Origin of the sequence: Gemmobacter serpentinus, from assembly GCF_008973825.1 — a bacterium.
Classification (GTDB): Bacteria; Pseudomonadota; Alphaproteobacteria; order Rhodobacterales; family Rhodobacteraceae; genus Gemmobacter; species Gemmobacter serpentinus.
On sequence record NZ_WCHR01000007.1, the window covers coordinates 179,478 to 195,036 of the forward strand.

A 15,559-nucleotide genomic window follows, 5' to 3' on the forward strand; every position below is an offset into this window, starting at 1 on the left:
GGGATACATCGGCTGCGCAACTTTGCAACTAAATTTGCATTCATGTTGTAATTTTATGTCCGCCGCATTGCAGAATATCCGCAGCTTTCCCACAGAATGCCGCAAGCGCCATGCTGCAAGGCAATATGATGGGCGCAGGGAATGCGAATGCGCGACAGCCGCGCCTGCGGAAATCCCGGCGCGGGAAGCAATGAAGGGCAAGGGCGGAGGCGTGGCCTGCGGGTCAGAACCCGTCGCGACCGTAGCGGATCAGCAGCACCAGAAGGGACAGCCCGAAAATGATCGACCAACGCACGGGGTGCGGTCTCGGCCTGTCCTTGGGAATCTGCAACCATTCATCCATGGGCCATGTTTAGACCATAATTCTGCCACGTTTCTGCTTTTTGGGGCTGCCACACGGCAACAACCCGTTTCCGGCGCGGAAACCGGATGGCGGCTTTGCCGCGTGCCGCCTTCCCCTCGCCCCGCCAATGCGCTAAGGCCCTTTGCAACGAATTCCGCAGAGGCGTGCCATGAAATTCACCCTGTCCTGGCTGAAGGATCATCTGGAAACCCAAGCCACGCTTGACGAGATCCTGACCGCGCTGACCGATCTTGGCCATGAGGTCGAGGAGGTCCAGAACCCCGAAGATCGCCTGGGGGCCTTCCGCATCTGCCGGGTGATCGAGGCGGTTCAGCACCCCAATGCCGACCGTCTGCGCGTCTGCCGTGTCGCCACCTGGCCCAATGGCCCGGAAGGCGCAATGGAAGAGGTGCAGGTGGTCTGCGGCGCGCCCAATGCCCGCACCGGCCTTGTCGGCGTCTTCGCCCCCACCGGCACCCATGTGCCGGGCACCGGGGTGGACCTCAAGCCCGGCAATATCCGTGGCGTCGACAGCAACGGGATGCTGTGCTCCGAGCGCGAGCTGGAACTGTCGGATGACCATAACGGCATCATCGACCTGCCCGAAGATGCGCCGGTCGGCCTGCGCTTCATCGATTACAAGGGTCTGAACGACCCGATGATCTATGTGAAGATTACGCCGAACCGCCCCGACGGGCTGGGCGTACGGGGCCTTGCCCGCGATCTGGCGGCGCGCGGCCTTGGAACATTGAAGGCGCTGGAAATCCCGGCGATCAAGGGCGGCTTTGCCTCACCCATCGGCGTGAAGATCGAGGACGGGCTGAAGGCCAAAGCCTGCCCGCTCTTTGCAGGCCGCACCATTCGCGGCGTGAAGAACGGCCCCTCGCCAGACTGGATGCAGGCCCGGCTGAAGGCGATCGGGCTGCGCCCGATCTCGGCGCTGGTCGATATCACCAATTACTTCACCTTCGGCCTGAACCGCCCGCTGCACGTCTTTGACGCAGCCAAGGTCCAGGGCGATCTGCGCATCCATGCGGCCAAGGGCGGCGAAGAGCTGCTGGCGCTGGATGGCAAGACCTACACCCTGCGCGCAGGGCAGATGCTGATTTCTGACGATGCCCAACCCGAAAGTCTGGCGGGCATCATGGGCGGCGAGCTGTCGGGCTGCACCGAGGAGACCACCGATGTCTTCCTGGAAAGCGCCTATTGGGATCCGATCACCATCGCGACCACCGGCCGCGCGCTGAAGATCAACTCGGACGCCCGCTATCGGTTTGAACGCGGGGTGGACCCGGCCTTCACCGTGCCGGGGCTGGAACTTGCCACGCAGATGATCCTGGATCTGTGCGGCGGTGAGGCCTCGGATGTCGTGATTGATGGCGCAGTGCCCGATACCGCCCGCAGCTACCGTTTTGACCCGGCCCGTGTGGTGCGTCTGGTCGGCATGGAAATTGCCGAGGCCGATCAGCGCGCAACGCTGGCGGCGCTTGGCTTCACCCTGACCGGCGATCAGGCCGCCCCGCCCAGCTGGCGCCCCGATGTGCAGGGCGAGGCCGATCTGGTGGAAGAGGTCGCGCGCGTGGCCTCACTGTCGAAACTGGTAGGCAAGCCGATGGCACGGCGCGAGGCGGGCGTGCCGAAACCCATCCTGACGCCCTTGCAGATCCGCGAAAAGGCCGCCCGTCGCACCATTGCGGCACTGGGTTACAATGAATGCGTCACCTACAGCTTCATCGATCAAAGCGCCGCCGAGGCCTTCGGCGGTGGTGCGGATGCGGTGCGTGTCGACAATCCGATCTCGTCGGAAATGTCGCATCTGCGCCCCGATCTGCTGCCGGGCCTGTTGCGTGCCGCCGCCCGCAATCAGGCGCGCGGCTTCGCGGATCTTGCGCTGTTCGAGGTGGGCCCCGTCTTTGCGGGCGGTGAGCCGGGCGAACAGGTGACGATTGCCACCGGCCTGCTGATCGGTGCATCGGCACCGCGCGACGCCTATGCCTCGCGCCGCCCTGTCGATGTCTTCGACGTGAAGGCCGATGCCGAAGCGGTGCTCGCCGCGATCGGCGCCCCGGCCAAGGTGCAGATCAGCCGCAAGGCCGCTGCCTGGTGGCATCCGGGTCGTTCCGGCGTGATCGGCCTTGGGCCGAACACCCTTGCCACCTTCGGCGAGGTGCATCCGCGCATCCTGCAAGCCTTTGGCGTGAAAGGCCCGGCCGTGGCCTTTACCGTGCAGATCGCCAATGTGCCGCTGCCCAAGGTCAAGACACCGACCAAGCCTGCGCTGGCGATCTCGGACCTGCAAGCGGTCGAGCGCGACTTCGCCTTCGTGGTCGACGCCAGGGTCGAGGCGCTGACGCTGGTCAATGCCGCAGCAGGCTCTGACAAGGCACTGATCGACAGCGTCCGCGTCTTTGACCAGTTCACCGGCGAGAAGGCTGAGGCCCAGATGGGCGCAGGCAAGAAATCCATCGCGATCACCGTGCGCCTGCAACCTCAGGAAACCACGCTGACCGACAAGGATATCGAAGCCGTCTCGGCCAAGATCGTGGAAAAGGTCGGCAAGGCCACCGGCGGCACGCTGCGCAAGTAAGCGCGCCCCGCCACAGAACCTGCCAAAAATCAGAAAGGGGCCGCGAGGCCCCTTTTCTCATGCCGTATCCTATGGCTGCTGCCAGCGGCCACTTACTTGCGATGCACTTGCCGCATGGCGGTGGCCAGATCGCCCTTCAACAGTGCGAAATCGCGATCAATGGTGACGCCCGGGCGGCCGACCAGCACATAATCCCATCCCGGCTCGGCCAGCGCGGGCAACACGGCGCGCACCACCTCGCGCAAGCGGCGCTTGGCCCGGTTGCGCATCACCGCATTGCCGATCTTCTTGGAACAGGTGAAACCCACCCGCACGGCGTCCGACCCGTCATCGCGACGGCGGGCCTGCAACAGAAAGCCCTGTGCGCCCTGCCGGCGGGCCGAAGCCGCGCGGAGGAAATCGGCGCGCTGCGCCAGAATGCGATAGGGCAGGCATGATAAAACCGCCGCGAGGCTTTCGGAAGCCTCCGCGCTGCGGTCTGCTTCCTGTGCCAGCGGCGGTGTCATGTCGCAGCTCCGTTTCTGGTTCTGCTACCTGTCTGGCCCGATGAAGGGCCAGCCAGAAATCAAGCCGACAGCTTGGCCCGGCCGATGCGGCGGCGGGCAGCCAGCACCAGACGGCCGCCTTTGGTGGCCATACGGGCGCGGAAACCATGGCGGCGCTTGCGCACCAGGTTCGACGGTTGGTAAGTGCGTTTCATTGCAGCTCTCCTGAGACGAGCGGTGGATATGCAGCCCGAACCCCGAAAGATTCGAGGGCCGCGGCATCTGAGGCCCGTTCCTTAGAGGTGGGGGGGCACCAAGTCAACGCCAAGCGGCCCCTGATTGCGTCTTTTTCACCCTGCGCGGCGCAGTCGGCGGGCAATATGTGGCCGCACCAACGTATCCCCTGGTCTTTCATGTCCCCACGACCTCTCGTGGACGCGCGTTGCGGCCTGTCATCGACCTGAACTTCCAGCGCCGCGGTCACCCCTCGCGGACGCGCGCGCGTTGCGGCCTGTCTTTCCGCCAAACACTTTGATATTCCTTGACCAGACGCAGGGGCGGTAGCGGCATCATGCCCTGCCGGGGGTCTGCGGGCAAGGAAGGGCGGCGGTGTTTCGGCGATTGGCGGCGCGTATCCTGAACACGCTTTCGGGGCGGTTCCTGCTGCTGACGCTGGCCTTTGTTGTGCTGGCCGAAGTGCTGATCTTCGTGCCCTCCATCGCACGCTACCGGCTGGATTACCTGCAAGCCCGGCTGGAAAAGGCGCAGATCGCCTCGCTGGCGCTGGAGGCGGGCGGCATGGTCAGCACCGACCTCGAGCGCGAGCTCTTGGCCAATGCGGGCGTCTTCAACGTCGTGCTGCGTCGTGACGAGGTGCGCCAGCTTGCGCTGTCCTCTCCGATTCCCGAACCCGTCTCGGCCACCTATGATCTGCGGCTTGGCACATCCTTCGATCTGATCCATGACGCGATGTCTGTGCTGCTTGACCCCAAGGAACAGGTGATCCGCGTCATCGGCCAACCTGTGCAAGAGGCGGGGCTCTTGATCGAGGTCACGCTGCTGCAGGGCCCGATGCGGCAGGCCATGCTGGATTTCGGGCTGCGCATCCTGTTCATCTCGGCGCTGATTTCGGCGGTGACCGCGGCGCTTTTGTTCTTCGCCGTGCGGCGGCTGATGGTGGTGCCGATCCGCCGCGTGGTGCGCCATATGCAGGCCTATACGGCGGCCCCGGAAGATGCGCGTCTTGTCATCACCCCCACCGCCCGCGTGGTGGAGTTGCGCGACGCCGAGGCGGCACTGGCGCAGATGCAGACCGAGCTGATCGCAGCCTTCCGGCAGAAAGAGCGGCTGGCACAGCTGGGTGGGGCAGTCGCCAAGATCGCGCATGATCTGCGCAACATCCTGACCTCGGCCCAGCTTTTTGCGGACCGGATCGAGCAAAGCGCCGATCCCGGCGTGGTGCGCGCAGCGCCCAAGCTGCTGAATTCGATCACCCGCGCCATCAATCTCTGCGAATCGACCCTTGCCTTTGGCAAGGCCGAGGAACACCCCCCACGCCTTGCCCGCTTTCCATTGCGCCCGCTGCTGGAAGAAGTGGTGGAGGGCGAGGGCTTGTCGGCCAGCACCGACCCCGCCTGCCTGATCGATGCGCCGCCCGGGTTAATGATCCGGGGTGATGCCGAACAACTGCACCGCGTGCTGTCCAATCTGGTGCGCAATGCCCGGCAGGCCATCGAGGCCACCGGCAAACCCGGCACGATCGAGCTGTCGGGGGGCGAGGGCGAACAGGATTGGTGGATCCGCGTCGGCGATACCGGCCCCGGCCTGCCCCCCAAGGCGCGCGAATATCTGTTCATGGCCTTTCAGGGATCGGTGCGCAAAGGTGGCTCGGGCCTGGGCCTTGCCATCGCAGCCGAACTGATCCGGGGCCATGGCGGGCGGCTGGATCTTCTGCGCAGCGATGAGGACGGCACCGCGTTCCAGATCCGCCTGCCCCGCGCCGGTGGCCTTGGGCGCGACAGCGACGACACCGCACCCGCGGCGTGATTCCCGATCATCTACGCCGGGGCCACGGATTTTCGTCGAAAATCCGCAGGCAACATCGCGTCCCGCGCGCGCGCCCTTGCGGCAAAGCCTTATTCAAAAGCCCCTGCCAAAGCTCTGTCAGAAAGTTTTGACCTTTCTGCGTTTTGTCCCTTGCATCCCCCCGGTGCCGCAGCTAAACCCCGCCTCAAGACGGACCCGTAGCTCAGCTGGATAGAGCATCAGACTACGAATCTGAGGGTCGGGCGTTCGAATCGCTCCGGGTCCGCCACTTCCCCTCATCACAACAGATACTGCATGGCCTGCGTTTCGGACGCTGCGATCTGGCGCGCGATGATGCCAGAGCAGTTGCCTCGACCTAGGGGTCTTGCAGCTTTGGCAGGTCCAGCACCATTGTCGCCGCCGCGTCGAAGCCGAAGGCGTAGCGCAAGATCCCCAGACGTTCCTGCTTGATCACGCGGAACCCGATCCGCTCATAAAGCGCCCTTGCGCGCGGATTGCTGTCAATGACCTCAAGCCGCAACGCGGCATAACCGCGTGCGCGGGCCTCAGCACAAAGCGCCTCGATCAGCGCCCGCCCGATGCCGCGCCCGCGCGCGCCCTCGGCCACGCAGATGCCATCGATCAGGAACCGTTCATTGTCTACCTCGCGCATCAGCGCCATCAACAGCGCCAGCCGCCAGGCCGCACCAAACCAGCCATAGATCGCCCGCAGATCGGACCAACTGCCATCGGCAAAGGCACCTTGCGGGCTTTTGAACCCGGCAAGCCCCAGCAGTCGCCCACCATGCATGGCCACAATCACATGATCGGGGCGGATGATCCGCTCCAGATAGGCCAGGGCGCGCGCATCCGGCCCCATGACCCGGCCCAGCTTGCCGCCGAAGGCCTGCCAGTAAAGCCGCGCGGCCTCGGATCGCAGCGCCTCGGGCAGCCCCGGCTGCAAGACTGTCATGGCACCTCCCCACTCAGCCAGACCTCAGCCTGCGCCAGATCCTCAGGCGTGTTCAGGTTCATGAAGGGGTCGGGCACCTCCGTGGCAAATTCGGCGACCACAGCCCCGCTGCAAGCCTCCATCAGCCGCGCACCGCCAGATGCCAGATAGGAGCGCAGACCCGCCGCCGCCGAAACCGGCCAAAGCGCGCAAGTCGGATGCAGCCGCCCGCCAGAGGACGCGACCGCAAGCGCGCCATCGCCCGCAAGCCAAAGACGCGGCACCAGATCACAGGGCAGGAAAGGCGTATCTACCGATGCCGTAACCAGTGCCTCCGCCCCGGCGCGCGCCGCCCAATCCAGCCCCGCCAACACGCCCGACAGAGGCCCCTGCCCTTCCTGATCCGGCAGCACCGGCAGGCCAGTAAAGGCCAGCCTTGCGGGATCGCCATTGGCGGATAGCGCCAGATCCTCGACCTGCGGCGCAAGGCGGTCCTGCACATGGCTTGCCAGCGGCAACCCCGCCAGCGACAGCAACGCCTTGTCGGCCCCCATCCGGCGCCCGGCCCCGCCCGCAAGTATCACCCCGAAGATCCGCATGTCCCTGCCCCGGTTGCATCCGCTGCCGCCAAGGCCTAAGCCTTCCATCAACATCCGTAAAGCGGCCAAGGCCATGCATCCCGACACCCCTGCCGACCCCTCCTTCGCCTCCACGGGTGCCATCTTCCGTCGCGGCCTGCTGGCCTCGCTGCCCTTTACCGTGATGATCCTGCCCTTTGGTGCGCTGTTTGGCGTGCTGGCCACCGCGCAGGGCATGTCCGTGGCCGAGGCCATGGCCTTTTCCATCGTCGTCATCGCCGGTGCCTCGCAATTCGCGGCCCTGCAACTGATGCAGGAGGGCGCGCCGATCGCGCTGATCATCCTGACCGCCACGGCGGTCAATCTGCGGATGGCCATGTATTCGGTGGCACTGACGCCGCATCTGGGGCAGGCCAAGCTCTGGCAGCGGGCGCTGATCGCCTATTTCCTGGTCGATCAAAGCTATGTGCTGGGGGCCGCCGAATATGCGCGCCAGCCGCTATGGGGACTGTCGGAAAAGCTCGCCTGGTATTTCGGTGTCATCAGCCCGGTTTGTGGGCTGTGGTATGTGGCCACCTGGGCCGGGGCCACCTTTGGCCGCGCCCTGCCTGCCGGGCTGCCGCTTGATTTCATCGTGCCTGTCAGCTTCCTCGCCATGGTCTCGCCGCTGCTCCGGACATGGGCGCATCGGGCGGCGGCAGCCGTGTCGGTCGGCGGCACCCTGGCGCTGTGGTGGATGCCTTATTCAAGTGGGCTGCTGGTCGCGGCCCTCGCCGCGATGATCGTGGGTGCCCTGGTCGAAATTCACGAGGAGAAGCGCCGTGGTGCCTGAGATCATCGCCAACAAGACCCAGCTCTGGACCGTGATCCTCGGCCTTGGCATCGGCACCTATCTGCTGCGCTTCTCGTTTCTGGGATTGATCGGCAATCGCGCCCTGCCCCCCATGGCACAACGTATGCTGCGCTATACGCCGATGGCAGTGATCCCAGGCTTGGTCGCGCCCGCAATTGCCTGGCCCACGGCCACAGGCGGCGAGGCCGACCCTGCCCGGCTGCTTGCCGCATTGGTGACTGTGGCTGTGGGGATAGGCAGCCGCAACACGCTGGCGGCGATGCTGGCAGGTGTCGTGACACTGGCCGCTGGGCTTTGGCTGCAAGCCTGATCCCGCGCGGATTGCGGGATCATGCCATGCGCCAGATCAGGGCTTGGCCGGATCGGCCTCGGTGGGCCCGGCTTCTGCCGCCTCGGCACCGGGCAGCAGCAGAACCGGGGGCGCGGCCTCCGGCGCGGCTATGGCCGTCTCTGAAGCCGCAATGGGTGCTGCATCCGTTGCGGAAACTTCAGTTGCAGCCGTCTCGGCAGGTTTGGCCTCGGTGGATACAGCCTCGGGTTTGGCCGCATCCGTCTCCGGGGTCTCCGGCTTCAGCGTCTCCGGCTTCAGCGTCTCAACCCCGACGGTCTCGGCCTTGCCGGCCTTGACCGCCTGCTCTTTCTTCACCGCAGCCTCGACGCGCTGCCGCTCTGCGGTTTCGGCAAAGCGCGGGTCATTGCGTTGCAGCAGCAAGACGCCGTGATTGTCATCGGCATCATCGTCGGTGATCCTGCGCTCTTTCACGCCCGGCAACTTGCCAAAGGCCGTCATCAAGGTCTTGGGGAACATGGTCGCAGGGATCGTCTCGAACCCCGGAACCCCCCGCAGGATCGAGGTGATCGAATCGGTGCAATGCGCCTTGGGCACCGCGCCATAGGCCATGGCGCGCTTCATCACCAGTTCCGCCACCTCCGGCGAAACGGTCACGGTCTGCTCGACCACGTCATAGGTCTCGCGGGCGTGGTAATCGACATAGAAGCTGACCATCTTGTCGGTGATGCCGAAATGCACGTCATTACGCTCGGCCAACATCGGCAATGACCAGCTCCCCGCCGGGTCGAACATCACGCGCTGCGAGCCATTGATCATCAGCCCCGAATGCGCACCCGATCCATTTCCGGTGCTGACCACTGTGAACAGCGTGATCGCGGGCGGCCCCTTATGCACATAGCGGGCCTTGGCCACGGCTTCATCCGGGGCCCAACTGGGCTCGGCGGCCCCACAGGCAGCCAGAACCGCACAGGCGACAAGCACAAGAATATTGCGGCGCATCAACGCGCTCCTTCCGGTCTTCGGGCGGGCCGATGTCACCGGGCCGCACACCCGCGCGACCCTGTCATCAAGAGTAAGGCTCAGGCGTTGGCCAGGGCCATGAAGATCAGCACGCCGATGGAGATCGCAGCCCCCCAGGCGCTGAAACGGATGAAGGCCGCAAAGGTCTTCTCCTGCTCGCGGATATCCATGCTGCCATGCTTGTGCTCAGCCATGATCGTCTCCTGTGATGGCGCGTTCTCTGCCTGTTAGCTGATTCATTCTGGCCTGTCACGCCCCCGGCGCACGCACAAAAGTGCCGCCCGGAAAAATGCGCCCCGACCGCCACGGCGGCGCGTCATGAGGCGCAACCCACAAAGTGTTGTCCCCCTGCCCATAGCGGGCAAAGATGAGTATTTGGGCAAGCAGCAAAGCGGGGATCGCAGGCTCATGATCCTGCCCGTCTGCCTTGGGGCGATGCAAAGCACCGCGTTGTAAACTGTGCAGATACGCATTTGTGCCCGCAGGCAGGCCCCGCAACCTTCCGCGGCAGACGCCTCCACCCGCCCGAAGCGCCGCATGGTGCGATCTGTTGCGGCTTTGCTGCTTGCCCAAATACTCATCTTACCCGAGGGGCTGCGCGCCCGCGCAAGGCCCGAGACAAAAGCCGTGCGGGGCCGCAAGGCCCCGCGCCGTTTCACAAGCCCGGCAGGCGGGGATCAATCACTATGGAAGACCTCTTCCATCTCGGCCCACCATTCGCCTTCCTTGCGGGTGTCCAGCGCGCGTTGCAACGGCGTGCAAACCGCCCACCAGCGTTGGGTCTCGGGATCCTCGGCCATGCGTCCCATATCGGCTGCGAAATCGCTACCGTGATATTCGAAGTAGGAGAAGAGCAGATTTTCTGGCTCTTTCAGGAAGATCGTGTAGTTGCGAATGCCACATTCAGCGATCTTCGCCAGCACGCCGGGCCAAACGGCGGCATGAAGGCGCTTGTATTCCGCCTTGCCCTCTTCGCTAAGCCCCAGCACGGATCCGTGTCGCTGCATCTTGCATCTCTTCCGATTTTCAGGACCCGCCCGTCACAGGTCATTTCAGAGGATGACATATTCCGGCGCAATGCCAAGGCGGAGTGGCACCGTCTGCAACCGATGGCGAATGCGGCAGATCACGCAAAGGGCCGCCGCGCCTGATGCGCGACGGCCCCTTCTGCCTGTATGACGGTTTTCTGTGACGGAGGGGTCAGACCCTGCGGGATCAGAAATCCCAGTCTTCATCTTCCGTCGCGACCGCCTTGCCAATGACATAGGACGAGCCCGAGCCCGAGAAGAAGTCGTGGTTCTCGCTGTCGGGCGACAGCGCCGCTAGGATCGCCGGATTGACCTCACAGGCCTGCGGCGGGAACAGCGCCTCATAGCCAAGATTCTGCAGCGCCTTGTTCGCGTTGTAATGCAGGAAGGCCTTCACATCCTCGGTCAGACCGATACCGTCATAGAGCTCGGCGGTGTATTTCTGCTCGATCTCGTAAAGGTCGAACATCAAGGCAAAAGCGAAATCCTTCAGCTCCTGCTGGCGCGCCTCGGGCAGCTTTTCCAGCGCGCGCTGATATTTGTATCCGATGTAATAGCCATGCACCGCCTCGTCGCGGATGATCAGGCGGATCAGGTCGGCGGTATTGGTCAGTTTCGCGCGCGAGGACCAATACATCGGCAGGTAGAAGCCGGAATAGAACAGGAAACTTTCCAGGAAGACGCTGGCGATCTTGCGCTTCAGCGGGTCGGAACCTGCCTTGTATTCCTCAAGGATCAGCCGTGCCTTGGCCTGCAGATGCGGGTTTTCTTCTGACCAGCGGAAGGCCTCGTCGACCTCTTTGGTCAGGCACAGCGTCGAGAAGATCGAGGAATATGAGCGTGCGTGCACCGCCTCCATGAAGGAGATGTTCGACAGCACCGCCTCTTCATGCGGGGTCTGCGCATCAGGCATCATCGCCGGCGCGCCGATGGTGTTCTGCACGGTATCCAGCAGCGTCAGCCCGGTGAAGACCCGGATCGTCAGTTCGCGCTCTTCGGGGCGCAGCGTCGCCCAGCTCGGAACGTCATTGGACAGCGGCACCTTCTCCGGCAGCCAGAAATTCACCGTCAGCCGGTTCCAGACCTCAAGGTCCTTGTCATCCTGAAGCCGGCTCCAGTTGATCGCTTTCAAGGGCGTCCGCAGCACGGTGTCCTTCATGTCCTGTCCTTAAATATCCTCGGGGGGAAGAGGCCGCAGGCCTCAAAGGGGGGCAGACAGCCCCCCGCCCATACCAACCCTTACAACGTGCAGGAAACGCAGCCCTGCACTTCGGTGCCTTCCAGCGCGGTCTGACGCAGGCGGATATAGTAGATCGTCTTGATCCCCTTCTTCCATGCGTAGATCTGCGCCTTGTTGATGTCGCGCGTCGTGGCCTCGGCCGGGAAGAACAGCGTCAGCGACAGGCCTTGATCGACATGCTCGGTCGCGGCCGCATAGGTGTCGATGATCTTCTCGGGGCCGATCTCATAGGCGTCGCGGTAATATTCCAGGTTGTCGTTCGACATGAACGCAGCCGGGTAATAGACGCGGCCGATCTTGCCTTCCTTGCGGATCTCGATCTTCGCCACGATCGGGTGGATCGAGGAGGTCGAGTTGTTGATATAGCTGATCGAGCCAGTCGGCGGCACCGCCTGAAGGTTCCGGTTATAGAGACCATGCGTCATCACATCGGCGCGCAGCACCGCCCAATCCTCACGGGTCGGCAGGGTCACGCCTTCAAAGACGCGCTCCACATCCGGCAGGGTCGGCAGCCAGTCGCGTTCGACATATTTGTCGAAGAACGACCCATCGGCATATTTCGACTTGTCGAAATCGACGAAGGTCTGGCCCTTCTCCTGCGCCAGCAGGCAAGAGGTGCGGATGGCGTGATAGGCGATGGCCGCGAAATAGACCGAGGTGAATTCGACCCCCGCCTCGCTGCCGTAATGGATGCGTTCACGCGCCAGGAACCCGTGCAAGTTCATCTGGCCCAGGCCCACGGCATGGGCCTCGTCATTGCCGCGCCGGATCGAGGGCACGGAGTCGATCGAGGACATTTCCGACACCGCCGTCAGGGCACGCACCGCAGCCTCGACGGTGGCACCGAAGGCCGGGCCATCCATGGTCGCCGCGATGTTGAGCGAGCCGAGGTTGCACGAGATATCCGTGCCCATATGGCTGTAGCCCAGATCCTCATTGTATTCGCTGGCCTCGTTGACCTGCAGGATCTCGGAGCAGAGGTTGGACATGGTGATGCGCCCATGCACCGGATTGGCGCGGTTCACCGTGTCTTCGAACATGATGTAGGGATAGCCGCTTTCGAACTGGATCTCGGCCAGGGTCTGGAAGAATTCGCGGGCGTTGATCTTCTTCTTCTTGATGCGCTTGTCATCAACCATCTCGGCATATTTCTCGGTGACCGAGATTTCCGAGAACGGCACGCCATAGACCTTTTGCACGTCATGCGGCGAGAACAGATACATATCCCGGTTTTCCTTCGCCAGTTCGAAGGTCACATCCGGGATCACCACGCCAAGGCTCAGGGTCTTGATGCGGATCTTCTCATCGGCATTCTCGCGCTTGGTATCCAGGAAGCGCAGGATATCGGGGTGGTGGGCGTTCAGATAGACCGCACCCGCACCCTGCCGCGCCCCAAGCTGGTTCGCGTAGGAGAACGAATCCTCCAGCAGCTTCATCACCGGGATGACGCCCGAAGACTGGTTTTCGATCCCCTTGATGGGCGCGCCCATCTCGCGCAGGTTGGTCAGCATCAGGGCCACGCCGCCGCCCCGCTTGGACAGTTGCAGCGCCGAGTTGATCGACCGGCCGATGCTTTCCATATTGTCTTCGATGCGCAGCAGGAAGCAGGAGATCAGCTCGCCCCGGCTTTGCTTGCCCGCATTCAGGAAGGTCGGTGTCGCAGGCTGGAAGCGGCCCGACAGGATTTCTTCCATGAAGGACATGGCCAATGCCTCGTCGCCGCGTGCCAGCGTCAGCGCGACCATGACGACGCGGTCTTCATAGCGCTCCAGATAGCGCTGACCATCGCGAGTCTTCAGCGTGTAGCTGGTGTAATATTTGAACGCGCCAAGGAAGGTCGGAAAGCGGAACTTGCGCGCATAGGCGGCATCCCAGATCGCGCGCTGGAAGTTCTTGGAATACTGGTCCAGCACTTCGGGCTCATAATAGCCCTCATCGACCAGATAGCGCAGCTTCTCATCCAGATTGTGAAAGAACACCGTGTTCTGGTTCACATGCTGCAGGAAATACTGCTTTGCCGCCATACGATCTGCGTCAAAGCGGATCCGCCCCTCGCCATCGTAAAGGTTCAGCATGGCGTTCAGCGCATGATAGTCCAGCACGGGTTTCACGGCGTCAAGCATAGGGCTCCCCAGAATTTCTCAAGGCCCGCGCGGATACGGGCAAGATCGGTCTCAGTTCCGGCCAGCTCGAAACGATAGAGGACCGGCACATTGCATTTGCTGGCAATGACCTCGCCCGCGCAGGCATAGGTCGCACCGAAGTTGCGGTTGCCGCTGGCAATCACACCCCGGATCAGCGCGCGACGCGCCGGATCGTTCAGGAAGCGGATCACCGGCTTGGCCACAGCGCCCCGCCCTTCGCCATCGGCATAGGTCGGACAGATCAAAACATAAGGACGATCCGGCATTGGCACCGGGTCGTCCATACGGATGGGTATGCGCTGCGCAGGAAGGCCCAACTGGGCCATGAAGCGCGCCGTGTTACCAGAGCCAGAGGAGTAATAGACCAGCCCCGACACGGCGCCCCATCCTCTTAGGCAAGTTGACCGATCATGTCGGGACGAAAACCAGCCCAATGGGCGTCACCGGCAACCACGACAGGTGCCTGACGATAGCCCATGGCCATCACGCGATCCATCGCTTCGGCATCGGCGGTCAGGTCGATGACGCTATAGGCGATTCCCCTTGCATCCAGCGCACGGGTGGTGGCGGTGCATTGCACGCAAGCGGGTTTGGAATAAACGGTGATGGTCATTGCCTGATGTCCCTTTTCGTTTTTTCACTCCGGTGCAGCGCGCCGGTCCGGTCGGGTCTTGCGCCCTTCCCTTTCCAGCCATGCCCGCCCCACCGCGCGGTTCGTTTGTCTTGTCCCGGCAGGTCGGCTGCCTTCGCGGAGGGCGAAGCCTCAAGCTGCCCGGACCCACCCGTTCATGCTTTGCTTCCATCGCTCGCCTGCAGTCGCGCCGGTTGTTCCGGCTTCCCTTAACCCCGAGTCGCCCCGAGTCATCCGGGACCCAAACATTAGCGCCAAAATGCCGACCCTCGTCAATATCTAGTTTATCCCAAGGGGAGACACCACAGCATATTCCCCATATGTATAGATAGGCACGACCTGCCCGAAAGGACAGATGCGCGGCATCTCCTTGGCTTTCTGGTCTGTTTTCAGGCCTTTGCGCGCTGCGCGGCCAGCCGCGCGCGCCACAATGTGAACAGCGCCGCTGCAATCACGAGGGCACCGCCCAGAATGACGTTGGGTCGCAAGGTCTCATGGAATATCCATACACCCAAAGCGGCAATGAAGACCAGTTGCAGAAGTGCGAAAGGCTGAATGTCGCTGGCCTCCGCCACCTCATAGGCGCGGATCATCAGGAAATGCGCAAGCGATCCGGTCAGGCACAAAATGCCCATCCAACCCCAATCGGCCCCCGTCATCGGTTGCCAGAACCAAAGGCCCAAAGGCGTAATCAACAGGGCGGAAACCAGCCCCGCCCAAAGAAAGGACGTAGCGGCCGTATCGGTCTGCGCAACATAGCGGGTCAACAGCCCGTAAAGCGCGAAAAGGAAGGCCGAGGCCAGCGGAATCACCGCCCAGGGGCTGAACACGCCCGAACCGGGATCGAGAATCACGATGACCCCGACAAAGCCCACCCCGATCGCGGCCCAACGGCGCCAGCCGACCTTCTCGCCAAGAATCGGCCCCGAAAGACCGGCCACGATCAGCGGGTAGCAGACGAAGACCGCATGGGTCTCGATCAGGCCCAGTTTCACGAAGGCGAGGATGATCACGCAGACCTCGATGATCAGCGCAGCCCCGCGCAGGAATTGCAGCCCTGGCATATGCGAACGCAGCGCGGTGCCAATGCCGCCCGGCCCGCGTGAAGCAAGGGCAAGGGCAAACAGCGCAAAGGCCCAGAAGCGGATCATGACCACCATCCAGACGTTATATTCCTGCGCCAGATGGCGCGAGATCCCGTCCTGCAGGCTGAACAGCAAGGCCGTCCCCAGCATCAGCAGAATCCCGAGGGTGGTGTTCTGTTTGGCGCGCGCTTGCATGGTGGCTCCTGATCCTGCCCGGTGGGGGCAGTCGCCGTTGCCGCATAGCGCAAGCCCCCGCAGGGTGAAAGGGCGGATGGCAGCCCGGTCGGGGAAAGCCG

The 15,559-nt window shown here is 63.4% G+C and carries 16 protein-coding genes and 1 tRNA gene; 5 read left to right on the forward strand and 12 right to left on the reverse strand.

Annotation, left to right across the window (positions count from 1 at the left end; all coding sequences use genetic code 11):
* The first annotated feature begins 512 nt into the window (after positions 1-512).
* Positions 513-2,930, forward strand: coding sequence for a phenylalanine--tRNA ligase subunit beta (pheT, locus tag GBJ34_RS05520; protein ID WP_151718269.1), 2,418 nt, complete (start codon positions 513-515; stop codon positions 2,928-2,930).
* A 92-nt stretch (positions 2,931-3,022) separates the two neighbouring features.
* On the opposite strand, the gene rnpA is transcribed toward pheT, so the two are convergent.
* Complete coding sequence (gene rnpA, locus GBJ34_RS05525) at positions 3,023-3,436, reverse strand: ribonuclease P protein component (RefSeq protein ID WP_151718270.1); 414 nt, start codon at positions 3,434-3,436, stop codon at positions 3,023-3,025.
* A 59-nt stretch (positions 3,437-3,495) separates the two neighbouring features.
* Entirely contained in the window at positions 3,496-3,630 is a 135-nt protein-coding gene (gene rpmH / locus GBJ34_RS05530) for a 50S ribosomal protein L34 (protein WP_151718271.1), read from the reverse strand.
* 394 nt (positions 3,631-4,024) lie between these two features.
* Between rpmH and GBJ34_RS05535 the strand changes: the two genes are divergently transcribed.
* Both GBJ34_RS05535 and GBJ34_RS05540 read left to right on the forward strand, forming a co-directional pair.
* On the forward strand, positions 4,025-5,461 hold the full coding sequence (locus GBJ34_RS05535; RefSeq protein WP_226341052.1) for a sensor histidine kinase: 1,437 nt from the start codon (positions 4,025-4,027) through the stop codon (positions 5,459-5,461).
* A gap of 191 nt (positions 5,462-5,652) precedes the next feature.
* Positions 5,653-5,729, forward strand: a tRNA-Arg gene (locus GBJ34_RS05540).
* Positions 5,730-5,816: 87 nt separating this feature from the next.
* Here the strand turns inward: GBJ34_RS05540 and GBJ34_RS05545 are convergent.
* Both GBJ34_RS05545 and mobA read right to left on the reverse strand, forming a co-directional pair.
* The gene (locus GBJ34_RS05545; RefSeq protein WP_151718272.1) at positions 5,817-6,413 is read right to left on the reverse strand and encodes a GNAT family N-acetyltransferase; all 597 of its coding nucleotides are present in this window, start codon (positions 6,411-6,413) and stop codon (positions 5,817-5,819) included.
* On the reverse strand, positions 6,410-6,991 hold the full coding sequence (gene mobA / locus GBJ34_RS05550; RefSeq protein ID WP_151718273.1) for a molybdenum cofactor guanylyltransferase MobA: 582 nt from the start codon (positions 6,989-6,991) through the stop codon (positions 6,410-6,412). The genes GBJ34_RS05545 and mobA overlap by 4 nt, the downstream gene beginning before the upstream one ends.
* Here mobA and GBJ34_RS05555 point away from each other — a divergent pair.
* The gene (locus GBJ34_RS05555) at positions 6,990-7,802 is read left to right on the forward strand and encodes an AzlC family ABC transporter permease (protein ID WP_318843220.1); all 813 of its coding nucleotides are present in this window, start codon (positions 6,990-6,992) and stop codon (positions 7,800-7,802) included. The two genes, mobA and GBJ34_RS05555, sit on opposite strands and share 2 nt — an antisense overlap.
* A gap of 1 nt (position 7,803) precedes the next feature.
* Positions 7,804-8,133, forward strand: coding sequence for an AzlD domain-containing protein (locus tag GBJ34_RS05560; RefSeq protein ID WP_151718368.1), 330 nt, complete (start codon positions 7,804-7,806; stop codon positions 8,131-8,133).
* Positions 8,134-8,169: 36 nt separating this feature from the next.
* On the opposite strand, the gene GBJ34_RS21185 is transcribed toward GBJ34_RS05560, so the two are convergent.
* The 8 genes from GBJ34_RS21185 to GBJ34_RS05600 form a co-directional block, all read right to left on the reverse strand.
* Complete coding sequence (locus GBJ34_RS21185; RefSeq protein ID WP_404811403.1) at positions 8,170-9,114, reverse strand: hypothetical protein; 945 nt, start codon at positions 9,112-9,114, stop codon at positions 8,170-8,172.
* An 80-nt stretch (positions 9,115-9,194) separates the two neighbouring features.
* Positions 9,195-9,329, reverse strand: a complete 135-nt coding sequence (locus GBJ34_RS05570) for an aa3-type cytochrome c oxidase subunit IV (RefSeq protein WP_151718274.1) — start codon at positions 9,327-9,329, stop codon at positions 9,195-9,197.
* Positions 9,330-9,812: 483 nt separating this feature from the next.
* Positions 9,813-10,142 carry an L-rhamnose mutarotase gene (locus GBJ34_RS05575; RefSeq protein ID WP_151718275.1) on the reverse strand — a complete coding sequence of 110 codons (330 nt, stop codon included), beginning with the start codon at positions 10,140-10,142 and terminating at the stop codon, positions 9,813-9,815.
* A 208-nt stretch (positions 10,143-10,350) separates the two neighbouring features.
* Positions 10,351-11,322, reverse strand: coding sequence for a class 1b ribonucleoside-diphosphate reductase subunit beta (gene nrdF, locus GBJ34_RS05580; RefSeq protein ID WP_151718276.1), 972 nt, complete (start codon positions 11,320-11,322; stop codon positions 10,351-10,353).
* Positions 11,323-11,402: 80 nt separating this feature from the next.
* Complete coding sequence (nrdE, locus tag GBJ34_RS05585) at positions 11,403-13,526, reverse strand: class 1b ribonucleoside-diphosphate reductase subunit alpha (protein ID WP_151718277.1); 2,124 nt, start codon at positions 13,524-13,526, stop codon at positions 11,403-11,405.
* Positions 13,511-13,924 (reverse strand): class Ib ribonucleoside-diphosphate reductase assembly flavoprotein NrdI, encoded by a 414-nt coding sequence (gene nrdI, locus GBJ34_RS05590; RefSeq protein WP_151718278.1) that lies wholly within the window; start codon positions 13,922-13,924, stop codon positions 13,511-13,513. The genes nrdE and nrdI overlap by 16 nt, the downstream gene beginning before the upstream one ends.
* A gap of 14 nt (positions 13,925-13,938) precedes the next feature.
* The gene (nrdH, locus tag GBJ34_RS05595) at positions 13,939-14,160 is read right to left on the reverse strand and encodes a glutaredoxin-like protein NrdH (RefSeq protein WP_151718279.1); all 222 of its coding nucleotides are present in this window, start codon (positions 14,158-14,160) and stop codon (positions 13,939-13,941) included.
* Positions 14,161-14,567: 407 nt separating this feature from the next.
* Positions 14,568-15,458 carry a DMT family transporter gene (locus tag GBJ34_RS05600; RefSeq protein ID WP_151718280.1) on the reverse strand — a complete coding sequence of 297 codons (891 nt, stop codon included), beginning with the start codon at positions 15,456-15,458 and terminating at the stop codon, positions 14,568-14,570.
* Between the last annotated feature and the right edge of the window lie 101 nt (positions 15,459-15,559).

Excerpts from the sequence above, each read along its gene's own strand:
- GBJ34_RS05575 (WP_151718275.1), bottom strand. The coding sequence starts at position 10,142 with ATGCAGCGACACGGATCCGTGCTGGGGCTTAGCGAAGAGGGCAAGGCG.
- pheT (WP_151718269.1), top strand. The coding sequence starts at position 513 with ATGAAATTCACCCTGTCCTGGCTGAAGGATCATCTGGAAACCCAAGCC.
- GBJ34_RS05555 (WP_318843220.1), top strand. The coding sequence starts at position 6,990 with ATGTCCCTGCCCCGGTTGCATCCGCTGCCGCCAAGGCCTAAGCCTTCC.
- GBJ34_RS21185 (WP_404811403.1), bottom strand. The coding sequence starts at position 9,114 with ATGCGCCGCAATATTCTTGTGCTTGTCGCCTGTGCGGTTCTGGCTGCC.
- nrdF (WP_151718276.1), bottom strand. The coding sequence starts at position 11,322 with ATGAAGGACACCGTGCTGCGGACGCCCTTGAAAGCGATCAACTGGAGC.
- rpmH (WP_151718271.1), bottom strand. The coding sequence starts at position 3,630 with ATGAAACGCACTTACCAACCGTCGAACCTGGTGCGCAAGCGCCGCCAT.
- nrdH (WP_151718279.1), bottom strand. The coding sequence starts at position 14,160 with ATGACCATCACCGTTTATTCCAAACCCGCTTGCGTGCAATGCACCGCC.
- nrdE (WP_151718277.1), bottom strand. The coding sequence starts at position 13,526 with ATGCTTGACGCCGTGAAACCCGTGCTGGACTATCATGCGCTGAACGCC.
- rnpA (WP_151718270.1), bottom strand. The coding sequence starts at position 3,436 with ATGACACCGCCGCTGGCACAGGAAGCAGACCGCAGCGCGGAGGCTTCC.
- GBJ34_RS05600 (WP_151718280.1), bottom strand. The coding sequence starts at position 15,458 with ATGCAAGCGCGCGCCAAACAGAACACCACCCTCGGGATTCTGCTGATG.
- GBJ34_RS05545 (WP_151718272.1), bottom strand. The coding sequence starts at position 6,413 with ATGACAGTCTTGCAGCCGGGGCTGCCCGAGGCGCTGCGATCCGAGGCC.
- mobA (WP_151718273.1), bottom strand. The coding sequence starts at position 6,991 with ATGCGGATCTTCGGGGTGATACTTGCGGGCGGGGCCGGGCGCCGGATG.
- GBJ34_RS05570 (WP_151718274.1), bottom strand. The coding sequence starts at position 9,329 with ATGGCTGAGCACAAGCATGGCAGCATGGATATCCGCGAGCAGGAGAAG.